The organism is Paraburkholderia sp. GAS448 (assembly GCF_050435685.1).
GTDB lineage: Bacteria > Pseudomonadota > Gammaproteobacteria > Burkholderiales > Burkholderiaceae > Paraburkholderia.
In genome coordinates, this window is sequence record NZ_JBNDKT010000079.1 from 1 (window position 1) to 14,379 (window position 14,379).

The 14,379-nt window shown below is 61.5% G+C and carries 20 protein-coding genes; 3 read left to right on the plus strand and 17 right to left on the minus strand.

Translation table 11 applies throughout. From position 1 onward, the window contains the following. The first annotated feature begins 111 nt into the window (after window positions 1-111). Window positions 112-288 (plus strand): hypothetical protein, encoded by a 177-nt coding sequence (locus tag P3T23_RS45785; RefSeq protein WP_429322622.1) that lies wholly within the window; start codon window positions 112-114, stop codon window positions 286-288. Window positions 289-291: 3 nt separating this feature from the next. Here P3T23_RS45785 and P3T23_RS45790 read toward each other — a convergent pair whose 3' ends face one another. Further along, entirely contained in the window at window positions 292-693 is a 402-nt protein-coding gene (locus tag P3T23_RS45790) for a hypothetical protein (protein WP_429322623.1), read from the minus strand. A gap of 51 nt (window positions 694-744) precedes the next feature. Next, window positions 745-1,116, minus strand: a complete 372-nt coding sequence (locus P3T23_RS45795) for a hypothetical protein (RefSeq protein WP_429322624.1) — start codon at window positions 1,114-1,116, stop codon at window positions 745-747. 319 nt (window positions 1,117-1,435) lie between these two features. Here P3T23_RS45795 and P3T23_RS45800 point away from each other — a divergent pair, with 319 nt between their 5' ends. After that, entirely contained in the window at window positions 1,436-1,789 is a 354-nt protein-coding gene (locus tag P3T23_RS45800; RefSeq protein ID WP_429322625.1) for a helix-turn-helix domain-containing protein, read from the plus strand. 47 nt (window positions 1,790-1,836) lie between these two features. Here P3T23_RS45800 and P3T23_RS45805 read toward each other — a convergent pair whose 3' ends face one another. From P3T23_RS45805 to P3T23_RS45870, 14 genes are all read right to left on the minus strand, one after another. Then, the gene (locus tag P3T23_RS45805; RefSeq protein ID WP_429322641.1) at window positions 1,837-2,331 is read right to left on the minus strand and encodes a hypothetical protein; all 495 of its coding nucleotides are present in this window, start codon (window positions 2,329-2,331) and stop codon (window positions 1,837-1,839) included. Further along, window positions 2,276-2,476 (minus strand): PAS domain-containing protein, encoded by a 201-nt coding sequence (locus tag P3T23_RS45810; protein WP_429322626.1) that lies wholly within the window; start codon window positions 2,474-2,476, stop codon window positions 2,276-2,278. Before P3T23_RS45810 ends, P3T23_RS45805 begins: the two co-directional genes overlap by 56 nt. 689 nt (window positions 2,477-3,165) lie before the next feature. After that, window positions 3,166-3,528 (minus strand): hypothetical protein, encoded by a 363-nt coding sequence (locus P3T23_RS45815; RefSeq protein WP_429322627.1) that lies wholly within the window; start codon window positions 3,526-3,528, stop codon window positions 3,166-3,168. Between the two features lie 496 nt (window positions 3,529-4,024). Next, complete coding sequence (locus P3T23_RS45820; protein ID WP_429322628.1) at window positions 4,025-4,168, minus strand: hypothetical protein; 144 nt, start codon at window positions 4,166-4,168, stop codon at window positions 4,025-4,027. An 8-nt stretch (window positions 4,169-4,176) separates the two neighbouring features. Next, window positions 4,177-5,661, minus strand: a complete 1,485-nt coding sequence (locus tag P3T23_RS45825; RefSeq protein ID WP_429322629.1) for a hypothetical protein — start codon at window positions 5,659-5,661, stop codon at window positions 4,177-4,179. A 19-nt stretch (window positions 5,662-5,680) separates the two neighbouring features. Next, window positions 5,681-6,481, minus strand: a complete 801-nt coding sequence (locus tag P3T23_RS45830; protein ID WP_429322630.1) for a hypothetical protein — start codon at window positions 6,479-6,481, stop codon at window positions 5,681-5,683. A gap of 24 nt (window positions 6,482-6,505) precedes the next feature. After that, window positions 6,506-7,606 (minus strand): phage tail protein, encoded by a 1,101-nt coding sequence (locus P3T23_RS45835; RefSeq protein WP_429322631.1) that lies wholly within the window; start codon window positions 7,604-7,606, stop codon window positions 6,506-6,508. Next, window positions 7,596-8,294 carry a DUF2612 domain-containing protein gene (locus P3T23_RS45840; RefSeq protein ID WP_429322632.1) on the minus strand — a complete coding sequence of 233 codons (699 nt, stop codon included), beginning with the start codon at window positions 8,292-8,294 and terminating at the stop codon, window positions 7,596-7,598. Before P3T23_RS45840 ends, P3T23_RS45835 begins: the two co-directional genes overlap by 11 nt. Beyond that, on the minus strand, window positions 8,291-9,511 hold the full coding sequence (locus P3T23_RS45845) for a baseplate J/gp47 family protein (protein ID WP_429322633.1): 1,221 nt from the start codon (window positions 9,509-9,511) through the stop codon (window positions 8,291-8,293). The genes P3T23_RS45840 and P3T23_RS45845 overlap by 4 nt, the downstream gene beginning before the upstream one ends. A 13-nt stretch (window positions 9,512-9,524) precedes the next feature. Beyond that, window positions 9,525-9,875: a hypothetical protein gene (locus P3T23_RS45850; RefSeq protein ID WP_429322634.1), complete on the minus strand. Its 351-nt coding sequence runs from the start codon at window positions 9,873-9,875 to the stop codon at window positions 9,525-9,527. A 10-nt stretch (window positions 9,876-9,885) separates the two neighbouring features. Next, window positions 9,886-10,656, minus strand: a complete 771-nt coding sequence (locus P3T23_RS45855) for an oxidoreductase (RefSeq protein WP_429322635.1) — start codon at window positions 10,654-10,656, stop codon at window positions 9,886-9,888. Beyond that, window positions 10,640-11,527 carry a baseplate hub protein gene (locus P3T23_RS45860; protein WP_429322636.1) on the minus strand — a complete coding sequence of 296 codons (888 nt, stop codon included), beginning with the start codon at window positions 11,525-11,527 and terminating at the stop codon, window positions 10,640-10,642. Before P3T23_RS45860 ends, P3T23_RS45855 begins: the two co-directional genes overlap by 17 nt. Before the next feature lie 484 nt (window positions 11,528-12,011). After that, window positions 12,012-12,323 (minus strand): phage baseplate plug family protein, encoded by a 312-nt coding sequence (locus P3T23_RS45865; protein WP_429322637.1) that lies wholly within the window; start codon window positions 12,321-12,323, stop codon window positions 12,012-12,014. A 24-nt stretch (window positions 12,324-12,347) separates the two neighbouring features. Further along, window positions 12,348-13,127 (minus strand): phage baseplate protein, encoded by a 780-nt coding sequence (locus tag P3T23_RS45870; protein ID WP_429322638.1) that lies wholly within the window; start codon window positions 13,125-13,127, stop codon window positions 12,348-12,350. A 183-nt stretch (window positions 13,128-13,310) separates the two neighbouring features. Between P3T23_RS45870 and P3T23_RS45875 the strand changes: the two genes are divergently transcribed. Next, window positions 13,311-13,772 carry a hypothetical protein gene (locus tag P3T23_RS45875; protein ID WP_429322639.1) on the plus strand — a complete coding sequence of 154 codons (462 nt, stop codon included), beginning with the start codon at window positions 13,311-13,313 and terminating at the stop codon, window positions 13,770-13,772. A gap of 31 nt (window positions 13,773-13,803) precedes the next feature. On the opposite strand, the gene P3T23_RS45880 is transcribed toward P3T23_RS45875, so the two are convergent. Next, window positions 13,804-14,379, minus strand: a 576-nt coding sequence (locus P3T23_RS45880) for a phage tail tip lysozyme (RefSeq protein WP_429322640.1), incomplete at its 5' end; no start/stop codon positions are given.

Sequence of the window (14,379 nt, forward strand, 5' to 3'; positions counted from 1 at the left end):
CAGAACATCGTCGTGCATCGTTTCGCCTCGCAAAAAGATGCCAGTTAACGCGCTTCCGCCTTTGTTTACAACCCTCACAAGCAGTTTTTAACATTCGTAACGTTTCGTGCGATGGCCCTGCTCTTCCGGATTTCGCCCGACGGGGGACGGATGCCTGTCGAGCAGGCATCGCAGCACGTCGCTGTGCACGCGCTGGAAGGCTTCGACATCGGCCTGCGCATTCATTTCGAAGCCGATCACGGCCTGCATCAGCAGGGCGAGTCGGGTAGCAACGGCGCAGGAACTTGATTTTCAACTGGATACCCGCAGGCTGATCACCTTTGCGGCAATCAGGCCGGAGCTGGCGTTACCGTCGAGAGCCCACGCAGAAAGGGCGTCCCACACCGGACCAACGTCGGCGTCCGGAGGCGTCGTGAACTTCAGCGACGCCAGGTTTGTGCGCGCCTCCCGTTCCACCTGTTCGCATGCCTCGCGCAGGCCGGCGGCGATCGCGGCCCGGTCCGCCTCGGACACTCCTGGCCGGGCAGTCGCACGCGCCATCGCGCTGATGCGCGCAAGCATGGCAACCTGACGGTGCGCCGACGTGAGCGCGGCACGCCTGACGCCCTCCAGCAGCACGTTTTGCTTCGCGAACCGGATGTTCTGCGTGCTCAGATCTTCAGCAGTGACGGGCAGACGCGATTCTTCATTCATAAGGATTCCTATTTTATGTCTTCAAATAAATGAAACGATTTTAATCACGCATCAATGCCGGGAGTCGGTCGACGGCGCGATACGGCAGGCGTGGTACAGCGACCCGCTGTCGGCATCCTGCCCGGGTGCCCCGGCAAGATGACGTAGCAACCGGTTGCGGATACAACGAAACGCACCGACGTTGATATGCTCGTTCAATTCCAGGTGCACTGCCGCTTCTTCCATGCGGGCAAAAAGCGCATCGCGCTCGGGTTCGGTGATGTTCTCGCTGCCTAGCGACTCAACCAGGGCAACCAGCGACACGATATGCTCGTAGTGCATTCGATGGGCCACGCGCACGCCCTCGATAAATTTGCCAAGCAGATCAGCCAGGCATTCAATGTTCCCCGATTCAGTTTCCGCATTCGGAATGGGACAGCTCATACAGCACTCCTATGTGTTGACGGCTCGTTGCGTAGTAGTATCGGGCGCCTCTGTCGTGTGCCGGCGTCGCGCTATATCATCTCGCCATAGCGTGGGCGTCCTTTCAGGCTGCTGTTATAAGCTTGAGCCCAAGATCTGCATTCGGGGTTGACGTGATGCTCCGCGTGAGGCCGCTGGAACGAGTAAAACCAACGGCCGGACGATTCGCAAGGTTGCAAAAAACCTAGCCAAGCTCATCCGCGTAGAATACCGGTTGACCGATATCAACGTCAATCGGTTAACCGATATTTTTGAGGCGCTCACGCGCTAGTGTTCTTCGATGGAAACCCGGAAAGAAGACGATGACCGCAGATCCGCTTTTGGTATGCGGCTGCTAGCGGCACGCAGAGCCGCAGATCTTTCTCAAAAGCAGGCAGCAGCACGCGTTGGCATAACGCAAAGTACCCTGGCCGGGCTGGAAAAGGAGGGGGCCGGCTCGACTTTATCCGTCGCCTTTGCGCTGCTATACGGCGTGAATCCTGTATGGTTAGCGATGGGCGTCGGCCCTGTGCGTGGGGGACTGCCAGCACCGGACTGGCTGCTGGAGCTGCGCGATGATGAACGAGAGCGAGTGCAGCAATTCGCCGAAAATCTTATGTTTGCCCGAGCAACGGCAACCAAACGGTCTCGCTGAGCCGGCAAATATCGAGACTGCGGAGAATCGGAATACCGATATTTATTTCATTTGCCGCCACTAACTTCCTTACTGAGTAGCATGGCGTCAAGCTCTTCATGAAGAACGCACGCGTCCGTCAATGCTTGAGAGGCAATTCGCCTCGCGTGGGCGACAGCCTTCAGATCCATGTCGCCCTGCTCGTAACAATTGAGAAGTGTCCTTACGCCGTTAACCAGAGCTTCCCAATTCATGACTCTATCCATTATTTTCAGGATCTGATTCTCAAAGTCCTCTCCAACTCGATCGTCTTCTGTATCGCGATTGGCTGTATCGCTCGGAACTTCGACACCGGAGCAGACGAGAAACTGATCCTCAGCCCCGGTGGCATGTGATACCAGGCTATTTTTGAACAAAAAAACACGAGGACCCTCAACCGTATTGATAAGTCGCTCAACGTTATGCGCCCTTCCTGCGCTAAAAAAACCAGCGATGTTCTCACGTGATTCACGAGCTTCCCGAGGCGACATTAAACAAGTCGTGAGCATTTTGCCCGATAACATCCTCCTCCTTGTATCCGGTGTACTTCTGTGCCAGTTCGTTAAATCGCTGAATAAGTCCGCCGCGATTTATCACGACAACAACCGAATTTACCCCTGAAACGATTTCACCAGAGAAAACCTTCGTATCGGAAAGATTATGCGCCACTGATTCAGAATTCGACAGAACTGCAGCAACCCCTGCCCACTCTGCGATGTCAATTTTTTCCCAACAAGATGCAGTTGCACCGGTCGACTGCCTATCCGTGTCGCTATGACTGCGATCGTTGCTTTAGGACTAATTCCACATACCCGGTTTGCCTGACCTGCTTCAAGCCGAATATTAATTTTTCTGCCCCCATCCTTTTCGTAAAGTGTCAGCACACTGTTGAGTGCCGAGAACGTCCAGAACGGGCTAGATGTGCCCAATTGAGAATCGATTGGAAACATTTCACAATTCCTTTGCGGTCGCTTAGCGTAGTAAATGTTTTAGCCAGATCATTAGTGTGCTGAGGAAAAGTTGACTCGAAATCCCTGTCCTGTATCCGTCTTCTGAGTTGGCAAACTCGGCATCGCTGGTGATCCGTCGTCCCAGTAACAAAGCGGCTCCAGTGGCACTCGAGAGGCTTCCGGACGATTTCGATCACACGGGGTTGTGTACTATACGGCGACGAATAGAAGCGCCGTGCCTTGTGCCCAGTGAATCAACCGTCCGTGCTGACCTGAAGAGATGGTTAATACCGAAAGCTGCTGCAATGTCAGTTCCTCGGCTTTGTTTAGTGCCACGGGATTTGATCTGCGCCCTCCGGCAGCATTCATGAAAGTGCCAGGTTAGTAAGATCAGCGGATCTACCGAAATCACTTAGTAAGTTTTCGAAAGAAACTGACAATATTGTCTGAATTGAGGTGGTGGATTACTGCTTTTTCATCATCTCGACGAGCAAAAGTTATTCCATCCCACATATGCTGTCCTGTTTTTCGACCATAAAGATAGACAGGAAAATGTTCGCCCGAAATATTTAGAATCACCATGACAATTCCGGGTGCATCGGATAGCGCTTTTACTTGAGTAGCCTGTCGTCTATCCAAGACTACAACGAGGCACGGGGTTCCCCGTCCATCAAAAAAGTGAAGGGCGTTGCTGTCTTCCCACATGCTCCAGCGCGGATTGCTTATTCCCAGCCGAGCGTCTAAAAAAGCTTGAACGTCTTCATGCTTCATTATTGAGGACTCTGGATGCTTCTTATCGTAGTTCCGATGGGGCAATTAAATCTAGGTTTACCCCATCCAGTACGGAAGAATTCTGAAAAGACTATCAAGGGCGGCCTGAAATTCTGTTGAGGTGTGCGTCGTTACGGTGCGTGCGCGTGTAGGCAGAAAATGGGAAATTACGGAACAATATGGAAAACGTCAATGAGACTCGTCCGAAATATGTGTCAAATATGGTTAATTTTGTCAAATATGGTTAATAATGCTTTTTTTGGCTCGTTTCGGTTCTGGAAAATATTCAAGATGGTATTCCCGCTATACGGGCTAACTGTTGATGGTCTTGGGGCGCGGTTGCGATGCATCTGCCCTACGAGGTAGCTGCGGCGGCACAGAGGATGCCCGGCTTCACCGAATGGTCCGATGCGGTGATCAGGACGCCGGCGTTCACGATGGCGGGTTGCAACGCTGGCGTCGTAAAGCCAGTAGAGCCGTGAGATGTCAGCAGGGTCTACCTGCCTGTGGGTAGCGCAATCTTGGCGTCGTGCCCGCCTGTATCGCTGATGCTGTTCGAATTACCTTCGACATAGATCAGTGTGCAGGCGGCGAGCGAGTTAAACGCCAGCACGATAGCGATGACGCGAAAAGCTTTCACGACCGTCCCTAATGTTTTGGCGTGAAGCGGACCGTCAATCCGCCACTGGTTGCCGAAACCGCGACGGTTCCATCGGACGGGTTAACGCTGGTGGCGTAATAGGACAGCGACGCAGACTGGCTTGTCTGTCCATTGACGAAATAGGCCACCATTCCGTACTGGACCAGCGGGTCGGCGACAATGACAACGTCGTGAAACACCGACCGCTGCGCGACCTGCTGCACCGTATTGGCATTGGCGTAAAGACTCTGGAATACCTTCATTGAAGTAATGGACTGGACCGTCGTCAAGTCGGCACCCAGCGTGAACTTCATCAGGTTGATGTGGGACCCGGCCGCGTTACCTGCCGTCACTCCGCTCAACCATTGCCAGTTCTGCTCCACTTCAATGTCGTACGTTCCCGCCGCGATGGTCAGCAGGGTGAACGGCTCAGTTCCCACCGTTACCGAAGCGCCGAGGGCGACTTTTCCCGGACCCTTCGTGATCGCGGGGCTGCCCATGCCCCAGGCGACGCTCCTGATTATCGTCTGGCCGTTAGCGCGCAGATAGTTCACCACATCAGCGGCGGGTACCGGTCCGGTCGCAGGGACAAACAGGCCATGGTCCGAACCCACGGTGAGGACGTTTCCCGCATCGGCGGACAGTGCAACGTCGATTTCGATGTTGTTCGAGTGGTCAGTCAGTGCAACGCCTGTGCCGCTCGCCAGAGACTTCAGCAGGATGGAGCCGGAGGTGGCGCCGCCCTGGTTGATGAGCGAGACCTGCTGGCCGGTAATCACTGCCGCATTCTGCGCCTGGACGATGCAGTTGCCCTTGCTGTCCGGGTGCTGTGAGCAGACCGTCTGCAGGAGTCCCGGCGCGCTGAGCGTACCGTCCGCCGCAACCGTCGTGCCGGCACCTGCGATGATGCCGCCCAGGGTGGTGGTCGTCGCGGCAGGCAGTGTGTAAGACGCCGGGATCGCGGGCTTGTTCAGGATCTCTGCGGGACCGGACGCCGCATCCCAGTCTGCGTTGACCTGCGCAGCGGGAATCACCGGCCTGTTGAGAATCTGCGTGGGGCCGGTGTTCGCGTTCCAGTCCGGGTTGAGCGACATCCATCCGGTCGCACTGCCATCGGTCGCGTCCGGGTCCGTGGTGTTGTTGTCCGCGAGGTTGAACCAGAAGCCCGACAGGTCCGCGCGCAGCAGCACCGCGCCCCTGGGATAGCCACCGACAGCCGGATCGTTCGCAAAGCCCGCGTCATAGCAGAACGAGCCGCCCGCCTGCACCCAGCGGATCGCCAGCGAGAGCAGGAACAGGATGCCGTTCATATCCGTGCCGAACGGTGGAATGCCGCCGGCCAGCGGATCGGTCATCGTCAGCGGCGGGAACCCGTCGTTGAACGAGGCCGCGCCGCGCGTGACGCTCACCTGCGAGGCCTGCGGGATGGCCGTCTTCTGCCGGTTCAGCGCGAAGGGCACCGGCATCGGCCCGGGCTTCTGCGTGGAATCCATCGTGCGTTTCTCCCGCTGCTCACCAGGTGACGGCCTGCACCGCGCCGATCGTCGTTGCCGCCATCACGTCGCGGATTTTCAGAAGCAGGTCCTGATAGTCCGGAGCGGGGTGATTCGCGATCGCCTGGACGAGGCCTTGCAGATCGGCGTAGCTGAACGGCGTAACCGGCAGGCCGGATGCATTCAGCCACAGGCCGGATGGAAAGTCCTGCGTCTTTGCGCAGGCCGCCAGCACGGCGTCAAGGTTCGCAACGCTACCCGTGTCCGTCGCGAAGGCATCGGTCATGCCGGCCTGCGTCGTGAAACGGACTGGCTGGCGGAGCGCAGTTGCATAGCCTGCACGCAACATGGCAATCCGGTCCGCTTTCGCTTCATCAAGCGTTGGCGGTGCCGGGGCGGGCGGCGCTGTGGGCGATAACAACGCGTCGGCCGGCAACGTCTCGCCGAGCGCGACGATCGTGTGTTTCGTCCCGTCATCGAGCCAGTACGTGGTGCCGCGCCAGTCGGTCAGGAGTTGCCATTGCCCGTCCACGATGACCGCGATCTGGTTGGGGCCGGCTTCGGGCCGGTTGGCTTCGGTCGCGAGTTCGATCGATGTCACCGGTTCAGGCTCCAGCAGCGGCGGCAACGTTTCAACCCGCCAGCCGCCATGGGCGAAGACGGGCACCTGCATCGCGGCGTCGAATGCGGGCGGCGGTTGCAGCGTGCAGCCGGCCGGCAGCAGGAACGTGCCAGGAGCAAAAACATCTTCCTGCACGAGGGTCTCGCCGGTAAAGACGCCCTCCGCGCTGCACTGGTAAGCGGTCGTGGTTCGGGTCATGGCGTCAGTACCGGATGATGAAGTTCACGGCGAGGTTCCTGCCGCGCGTCTCGGCACCACCCGATGCCTGAATCGTGATACCGGTCGCGCTGCCATAAATGCCGATACCGGTGCGCTGGCAGCAATGCTGATGCCGGTCGCGGCGGGCAACATGGTTGTCCCCCTATTGACAGTATTGCCGTTTGTCAGGCCTGCGCCGCCGCCGGAATAGGCATAAACCTGGGCGGATCCGTCAGACCATCCATGGACGTGTTGAGGATCATTGACCCCGTGCATGTGAGACGGATCGGCGACACCGTGTGCGTGCTGGGGATCATTGACGCCGTGCACGTGCGACCCGAAGCTGTCGGCCTGATACGAGCCCAGCGTGCGGCCGGGGTCCAGTCCGCGGCCGTTATCGAGCCCACGCAGATAGATGCCGCGTGTGTCAGGCAGGTTGAACGTGGTCGCGCCATTGCCTGCCCCATAGATCGTACCGATTGCCGCGAAGAGAGCCGCATACGCGCTACGCGAGACCGCCGCGCCGTTGGCGAGCAGAAAGCTGTCCGGCACGCTTGCGCCTGCGTACGCGAGCAGGCTTCCCGCGGGCACAAACCCGGCCGGCTGGTTGGCGAGATCGTTGTAGTCACCGCTGGTCGCCACTGCGGCGAGATCCGGACGGTTCAGGATCAGGCCCGGGCCACTGACCGCGTTCCAGTCGGCATTCAGCGGTATCCAGTTTCTCGCCGCATTGGGGTCATTCGCATCGGTCGCGTCGGGGTTGGTCGTGTTGTTGTCGGCGAGACTGAACCAGAAGCCCGACAGGTCCGCGCGCAGCAGCACCGCGCCCCTGGGATAGCCGCCGACGTTCGGATCGTCCGCAAAGCCCGCGTCGTAGACAAACGATCCTCCCGCCTGCGCCCAGCGAACCGTCTGCGCGAGCAGGAACAGCACACCGTTCATGTCGCGCCCCGCAGGCGGCACGCCACCCTGGGTGGGCGGCAGCATGGTCGCGGGCGGGAAGCCGTCGTTCAGCGACGCCGCACCGGGCACGCTGCCCGTCCGCGAGTTCTCGGGAATCGCATTGCGCAGCCCGTTCTGCGCGAACGCGATTGGCGTGAGCGTGGGGGTCTGGTCAGCCTGCATGGATGGCCCCGCGATAGAACACGCCCTGGTCGAACGGCGCGTAGAAGTGCGGGCTGTCAGGACCGGGGCCGGCCTCGGAGAAGCCGAAGAACGCGCCCGGCGTCGCCTCGACGATATTCGCGAGCACGCCGGTCGGACGCGGCAGCACGCCCGACTGCGTGAGGATTGCGGTCTCGGTGACGGTCAGGTCAAACTCGAAGACGTACTGCATCGTCATCTGCCCGGTGTCGAGCGCATAGCAGCGGCCCCGGCCGGCGAACAGGTACGCGAGCAGCGCATTGAGCGAAGGCGCCGTGCAGTCGGTGATGTTCACCATCGCCTTGGTCATGACCAGCGTGCGGTACGTATCGTTATCGAGCGTGACGTTACGCGCGACCGGCGGCGCCCCGCTGTTGAACACCCCCACGTCGAACGGCAGCACGCCGGCCAGCGGATCGGCGGCGTTCCACGCTTCCTGAAACCCGCAACACGCGGGCGGCAGCACGACGTTGACCTGGCGCGAGACGTTGACGATTTTTCCCCATACGTCGAGGCCGTAGCCGGTCGCGGTGAGCACATTCCAGATCGTGTCGTAGAAGCGCGCGAGGTCGCCCGACGCTTCGAGATCCTGATCGAGGCACGCGAGGATCGCGGTGAGCGTCGGGCCGTTCGCGTACTGCGACAGCAGCGTCTGCCGCCAGTCTTTCACGGCGTCACCTGGGTCACGAGAATGTCGGACGCGTCGAGCGTCGGATACTGGTCGATGCCGAACGACAGGGACGTTTGGTCGATCGCCATCGCATCGGTGCCCAGCAGGATCGACAGCACGTTCACGCTTTCGCCGGTGGCACTCACCACCGCGTAGTAGCGCCCGGCGTAGGTGGTCGAGCCGATTCGCGCCTTCGGGCCTCCGTCCTCGCCATTGAATGCCGCGAGGATCGCCTGCCGGATGCGTGCGGTGATATCGGCGGGCAACTGGCTGTTCGCCTCGATCTGCACCGCGAAGTAGCACTGCACCGGGTCGGGCGTGACCCACCGGACCACGTAGGCGGGCTGCGGCTGCGCGTAGCTGGTGTCATAAACCACAAAGGACGTGTGGCCGTTGTAGTCGCAGCCTGGGGCCTTCTTGCTCCAGATCGCCTGCGCGATATCGGCCGCGTTGCCACCGATGGCCGAGACGAACAGCGAATGCGGCAGCAGCGGATAGTCCGTCGCGCCATACAGCACCACCGCGCCGTCGGGGTTGTCGAGCACGAAGGCGTCGAGCACGTTGGCGACCGCGAGCACCGCCGCGTAGACCGACTGCACGCTGTTGACCGCGTTGATGGCGACCGACAGCCTGCGGCGGGCCTCGAACTGCGCGCGCGTCTCGACGTTCTGGCCGGGCGTGCCGGCGGTGGCGTTGGTGATGCGGTCCCAGCCCTGCACGGCGATGTAGATACGCGAGAGCGCGCCGATCGGACAGGCGATGGGTCCCGTCGTCTGGCACTGGAACGGGATATCGACGCGACCCGAGGCGGCAATGGTCGCGGTCAGGGTCGAGCTGTACAGATAGCCGTTCACGTCCTGCGCCACCGAGCCCGCTGGAATCGGCGCGCCCACGAGGCCGCTACAGGTGGCGGTCACTACCGTACCCGAGGCCGCGATGCGGTTCAGGAAGTAGATGCGGCCGATCGCGTCCTGCCAGCGCCCGGAGGCGAAGTCCGGATCGACCTGATTCGCGACTTCGAGGATGTCGTTGTTCTTGTCGCCGATGATCGCGGTGAGCGACTGCGCGAGCTGCCCCTGCGGGGTGGTCAGGCCCGGATTGACGCCGCCGCCGAACGCCGCGTTGATATCGGCCAGCACACCCGCGAGGATCGCCGATTCTTCAGGCAGTACCACCCCATGATCGGTGAAATCGATCGGCGGGACGTTGGTCTGCATGAAGGTACTGCGCTCAGAACGCCACCGTCTGCGTGGTACCGTCCGTGCCGGTTACATCGACCTGGCCGGACAGTTGCCGGTTATCGAGCGAGAGGCTCGTCACGCTCGCGGCGGTGACGGCCGGCACCGTGAAGGCGGCCCGCACGATCTCCGACTGGATGAACGAGGCAGGCGGCAACTGGCCCAGGATGTTCGACCAGTACGGCAGGCCGAGCGTGGTGTCGTAAAAGCACTCGCCGCGAAACGTGCGGATCGCGCTCGCCACGTCCTGGGCGATCTGGTACGGTTCGGTGGCGCATGCCCAGTTGCCGTTTGCGTCGAGCACCAGATCCCATACCGAGCGGTCGAGCAGCAGGGTTTTCATGGCATGGTTATCAGATCGGTGGGCTCGTGATACCGCCCTGCGGGTCACGGTGTGCGTGCCCATGCACGCTGGTGCCGGCGGCCGTCACGTCCTGCTGCACGGTCAGCGGCCCGGCCATGAGCGCCTCGCCGCCGTTCGGCCCTTCGCCCTGCGAGATCGCGCCGTCCAGTTCGATCGCCGGCGCGGCGTTCACCACCTGCGTGCCCGCCGTCAGGCCGATCTCGCTGTCCGCCTGCAGCACGATGGACGGCGCGGCAAGGCGGATGCGCGACGGCGACACGATGTCGATGCCGTCAGGCGAGAACGCGACGTACTGCTGCGGCACCCCGGACAGCACCGTCAGCACATAGACCGAATCGGACATGTCGTATTTGCGCAGGCTGCCCGGCGCGGACGGTGCGCGGTTCGCACGCGCCGAGGAGCTGTCGCGGTCACATACCGCCACGAGGCCGATATCGCCCGACTGCGGATCGAGGATCACCGCATTCGCGCCACCCGCCAGACGCAGGTACGGGATGTCGTGAATCACGCCATGCGCGATCACGTTGCCCGCGCCGTCGAGCTGGCCCACCAGCGGCTGCACGTCGAGCGTGCCCGAGCCATCAATGGTGCCGTCCTGGCTCACCGCCACCACCTTCGCGAGATACGCGGTGCGCACGCGTGCGAGCAGCTGATCGACGATGCTGCGGTGACGGTCGTATTCGCTGGCGAGCGACCACGGCCGGATGCTCGCGATGGCGGGTGCCGCAGCTGGCGCCGTCGGACTAGTTGGGGTTGACACTCAGGAACCCCGGCGGGCAGAGGTTGAGCACGCTGAACCACGCCCCGTCGGGCGTGAGCGTCGAGAGTTCATGACTGGTGCGCTGGACCTGCCACCGGCCGGACGCCATCGGCACCATCGACTGCACGTCCACCTTCGCGCCAAACAGCAGCGCCGGATTCCATTCGCACTTCACCTCGATACCGGTCGGCGTGAAGGTCGGATAGCCGACCATGCCTGTCTCCGGTGTCAGCACGACAGGCTCGACATCCGGGCCGCCGCCATTCGGCCAGATATGTAGCACGTTCTGGTCGAGCAGCACGATAATCTGCGTGGCGAGCGCGACGCGCTCGATCTGGTCCATCAGCGTGCCGCCCAGGTACTGGCCCGAGATCTTCGCGCTGACGCCGTGATTCACGAAACTGAATCCGGCCTGCGCGGCGAGTCCGCCGATGATGCTGGCCACGTCCTGCGTGCCGGGATAGGTATTGGCGGGCGCAGCCTGGATGCGCTGCAGGAAACCGCTGGTGGCGTTCACGACGAACGACACCTCGGGACTGCTACTGAAATCCGTCACCGCCGAGTAGACCGTGCCGGTAAAGACCTGGTTGAGCAGGCCGCCGGCCGCAGTGCCCACGTTCCCGGCCGTGATGCTCACTTCGTCGCCGTTCACCGCGAGCCCGGTAAGGCCGCGCGTGGCGAGTGCCCCCATGTCGGCGAGCGTCATGCCGAAGATGCGCAGGCTCATGGTCGGCATCGCCATGCCGCCGCCGTTGTTCACCAGGCTCACCTGCACGCGGCGATCGGTCAGATCGAGAATCGTCGTGCCGCCCGGGAAGGTCGTCTTGGCCAGCGCGAACTGCACGTCGATCTGCCGCTTCGCGAAGGTCATGCGTCACCTGCCAGCCATGCGTTCGCGGTTGGCCCGGCAGATCACTTCGGGACAATTCCCTTCAACAAAAAAAGCGCAGCTTCTGTTGAGACGCTGCGCTGCCGGAGATCACCGATGCTGCCAGACTCAGCCAGAGGCGTCGGCATCGATGCAGGCGGCATGCGAGGACGCGGGCCGCCCGGCTTCAGTATAGGAAATGCATACCGGACATGCATGTCATTTTCTGAACGGGTAACGTTTTCCGGCCCGGCGCTGAACCGCGTAGCTCGCCGCTTTCCCGGCCCCGGTCCAGTGTCCTGACTGCTTCAACGCCGTTCGCGCGACGACGCTGAACCTGATTTTCGTTACGCGCTCCACACATGCCTCCCGACGGCTTGCATGACCGGCCTGCAGGCCCGGCGGTAGATCACTTCGTTGATATTGCGATCTTCGTGGGTTGGCTGGCCGCAAAAGCATGTTGAACTGCGAAGTTCATCCTGGCCTGTTACGAGCTGGCCTGACTGGACGATGATGTGATATAGAGCAGCAGCCAGCGCGCCCCGAGTCCGCTGTACTGCGGATCGTCGCCGCCCTCGGTATCCATGAAGGTGAGATCGCCGGTAAAGCCGAGGTACGCCTCGCGCACGAGATACACGAGGTCGCGGCACAGCACACCGCTCATGACGGGGTTGCCTGCAACAAACAGGTCAAGATACAGGCCGGTGCTCTTCTGATAGACGTTCAAACCGCAGCTTTGCTGCGCGAGAGTTACCGAAAGGCTCTGCGATGCCACGGCCGCCAGCGGGATCGTCAGCATGACAATTCAACCGGACCCGGCAATTCAGGTCACGAGTCCCGACACCGCTGTTTCCAGTGAGGCGGCCACGCCCGACATCACCTGCGTCGCCTCATCCGTCACCGCGTTGACGATCGCCGTCACCGACTGCACCGTGTTCTGGTAGGCGGTCTCGATGGCGGTGAGGCCTGTCTGCAGCGGTGTAAGATTGTTCGTCATGCTAGGCGTATTCGCCGCCGTGCACACCCACCCCTGGCTCTGCGGATTGCTGCCCGAGGGTTGCGCGGTGTTCGAATACGCCGCCTGCGCACTCGTGCGGATCTCACTGACGTGGATTTCTGCGACGATCAGCGAGAGGCCTGACGAACTCTTGCGCTGGTAGTCGAGGCGGTCGATATTGAAGCTGCGGTAGGTGGCATCGGGGGTGACCACATTCACCAACGTCAATGATGCCCACAAAAATTGCAGTTCGGCGAGGAACAGGTCGCGACTCATGTTGCGGCCCCCGCACGAGAGGCGCAGCGTCAGTTCCTGCGGCTGCGCGACCTTGTTGTAGGCGGCGAATGATCCCTGTTCAACCGGATAGGTCGCGACGCGCTGCTCGCCCTTAAAACTCAAATCGACGACCGCGTCGGGCTGAACCAGCGCATGACCCTCGTCGTCAGCGATGATCCACTGCGGGACCGCATCGGACAGCAGGTTGAAGTAGTCGAGGCCCTGGATCGCCTGTGTGACGCCGGTGAGCACGCCGACCGCCAGCGGCAGGCGGTTCAGATTCGGCACGCCTGCGACTGGCGGCACGTCGGGGAAGGGAATCAACGGCATGGGATCAGCGGTACGGCAAAGCGCCGGTGTACCTTACCGGGAAGAGACGGGACGCCGTGATCTGCATGATCTGGCGAGAGCAACTGGGCGGCCTGGTACAATGACAGGCGTCACATCATGGCTCCTGCGCCATCCGGCCGCCATTGAGCCCATGGCTGTCCACCGTCGTTGGCAGAAACACACATGCCCCAGTCCAGCAAGCGCAAGATTCACAACCATAAGGGCGCACAGGGCCGCCGCCAGAAAGCACTCTTTCTGCCGATACCGCGCGAGGATGCCGAAAGGCTCATGCTTCGCACGCGAACGATGCTGGAGCGCGTGCGCAATGGCGAGGCGAACAGGGTTCTGGTGAACAGCCTGGGGCAGGTGGTATTGTTCACGAATTTTGTCATCGCAGCGGGTCACGGCGCACTGGAGCCGTCGTTTGTGGACGATGTCGAGCACGAACTGGGCCTCGTGCTGCTGACGGCCGATCGGACTGGCGAGTGGCATATCCCGCCCGAGCTGGTCGAGAATCTCACGCGTGTGGTCAACGAATACGACCGTCAGTTGCGGGAAACGCGACTGGAAATCATCGCGAAGGCGAGCGACCATATGGAGCATTTAAGCAAGGCAGGCCGCGGAACGGGTGAGCGCTCCGGGTAAGCGGCCCTTACAGGCGGCGCCAGGATGTGCACTAGGTCATCCCGTACGAGGCGTTGGCAATCAGCCCGTGCTGCGCGAGATCGCCCCGCAGGTCCTGCCCCACCTTCGCGCCGTCCTTCGGGTCGGTCGCGACCACGGTGATCTGCCCGATGTGTGTCTCGGTTTTGTTGTGGCTGTTCACCGTCGCGCCACCGGCATACGTGGCGCGATTGCCTGCTGCTAGCATCGGCCCCATCGCGGGCACGCCTGCGCCGGATGGCCCGAGCGAGCCGTATAGCGCGCTCGCCGCTGTGGAACGTTTGGCGATTTCCTTTTCGACATTCAGCGGGCGTTCGTATTTTGCGGACACGATCGCACCGGCTTCGCCTGCCGACGCGGCCCCCCGCAGTGCGCGGCCCGCCGCCTGTTCCCGGCCCCGCGTCAGTTCGTAATGGACGAACTGCAACTGCTCATCGAGCGTCGAGCCACGAATGTCCTTGCCGAATGCCCGCCTGAATTCGGCCTGCCGGTCCGCGTGCGTATTCCACGCAAAGAGAACAGCCATTCCAGGGCAAAGTGAATCGTGATTCCACGGCAAAGAGAACAAGGATTCCACGCCATCGCGAAC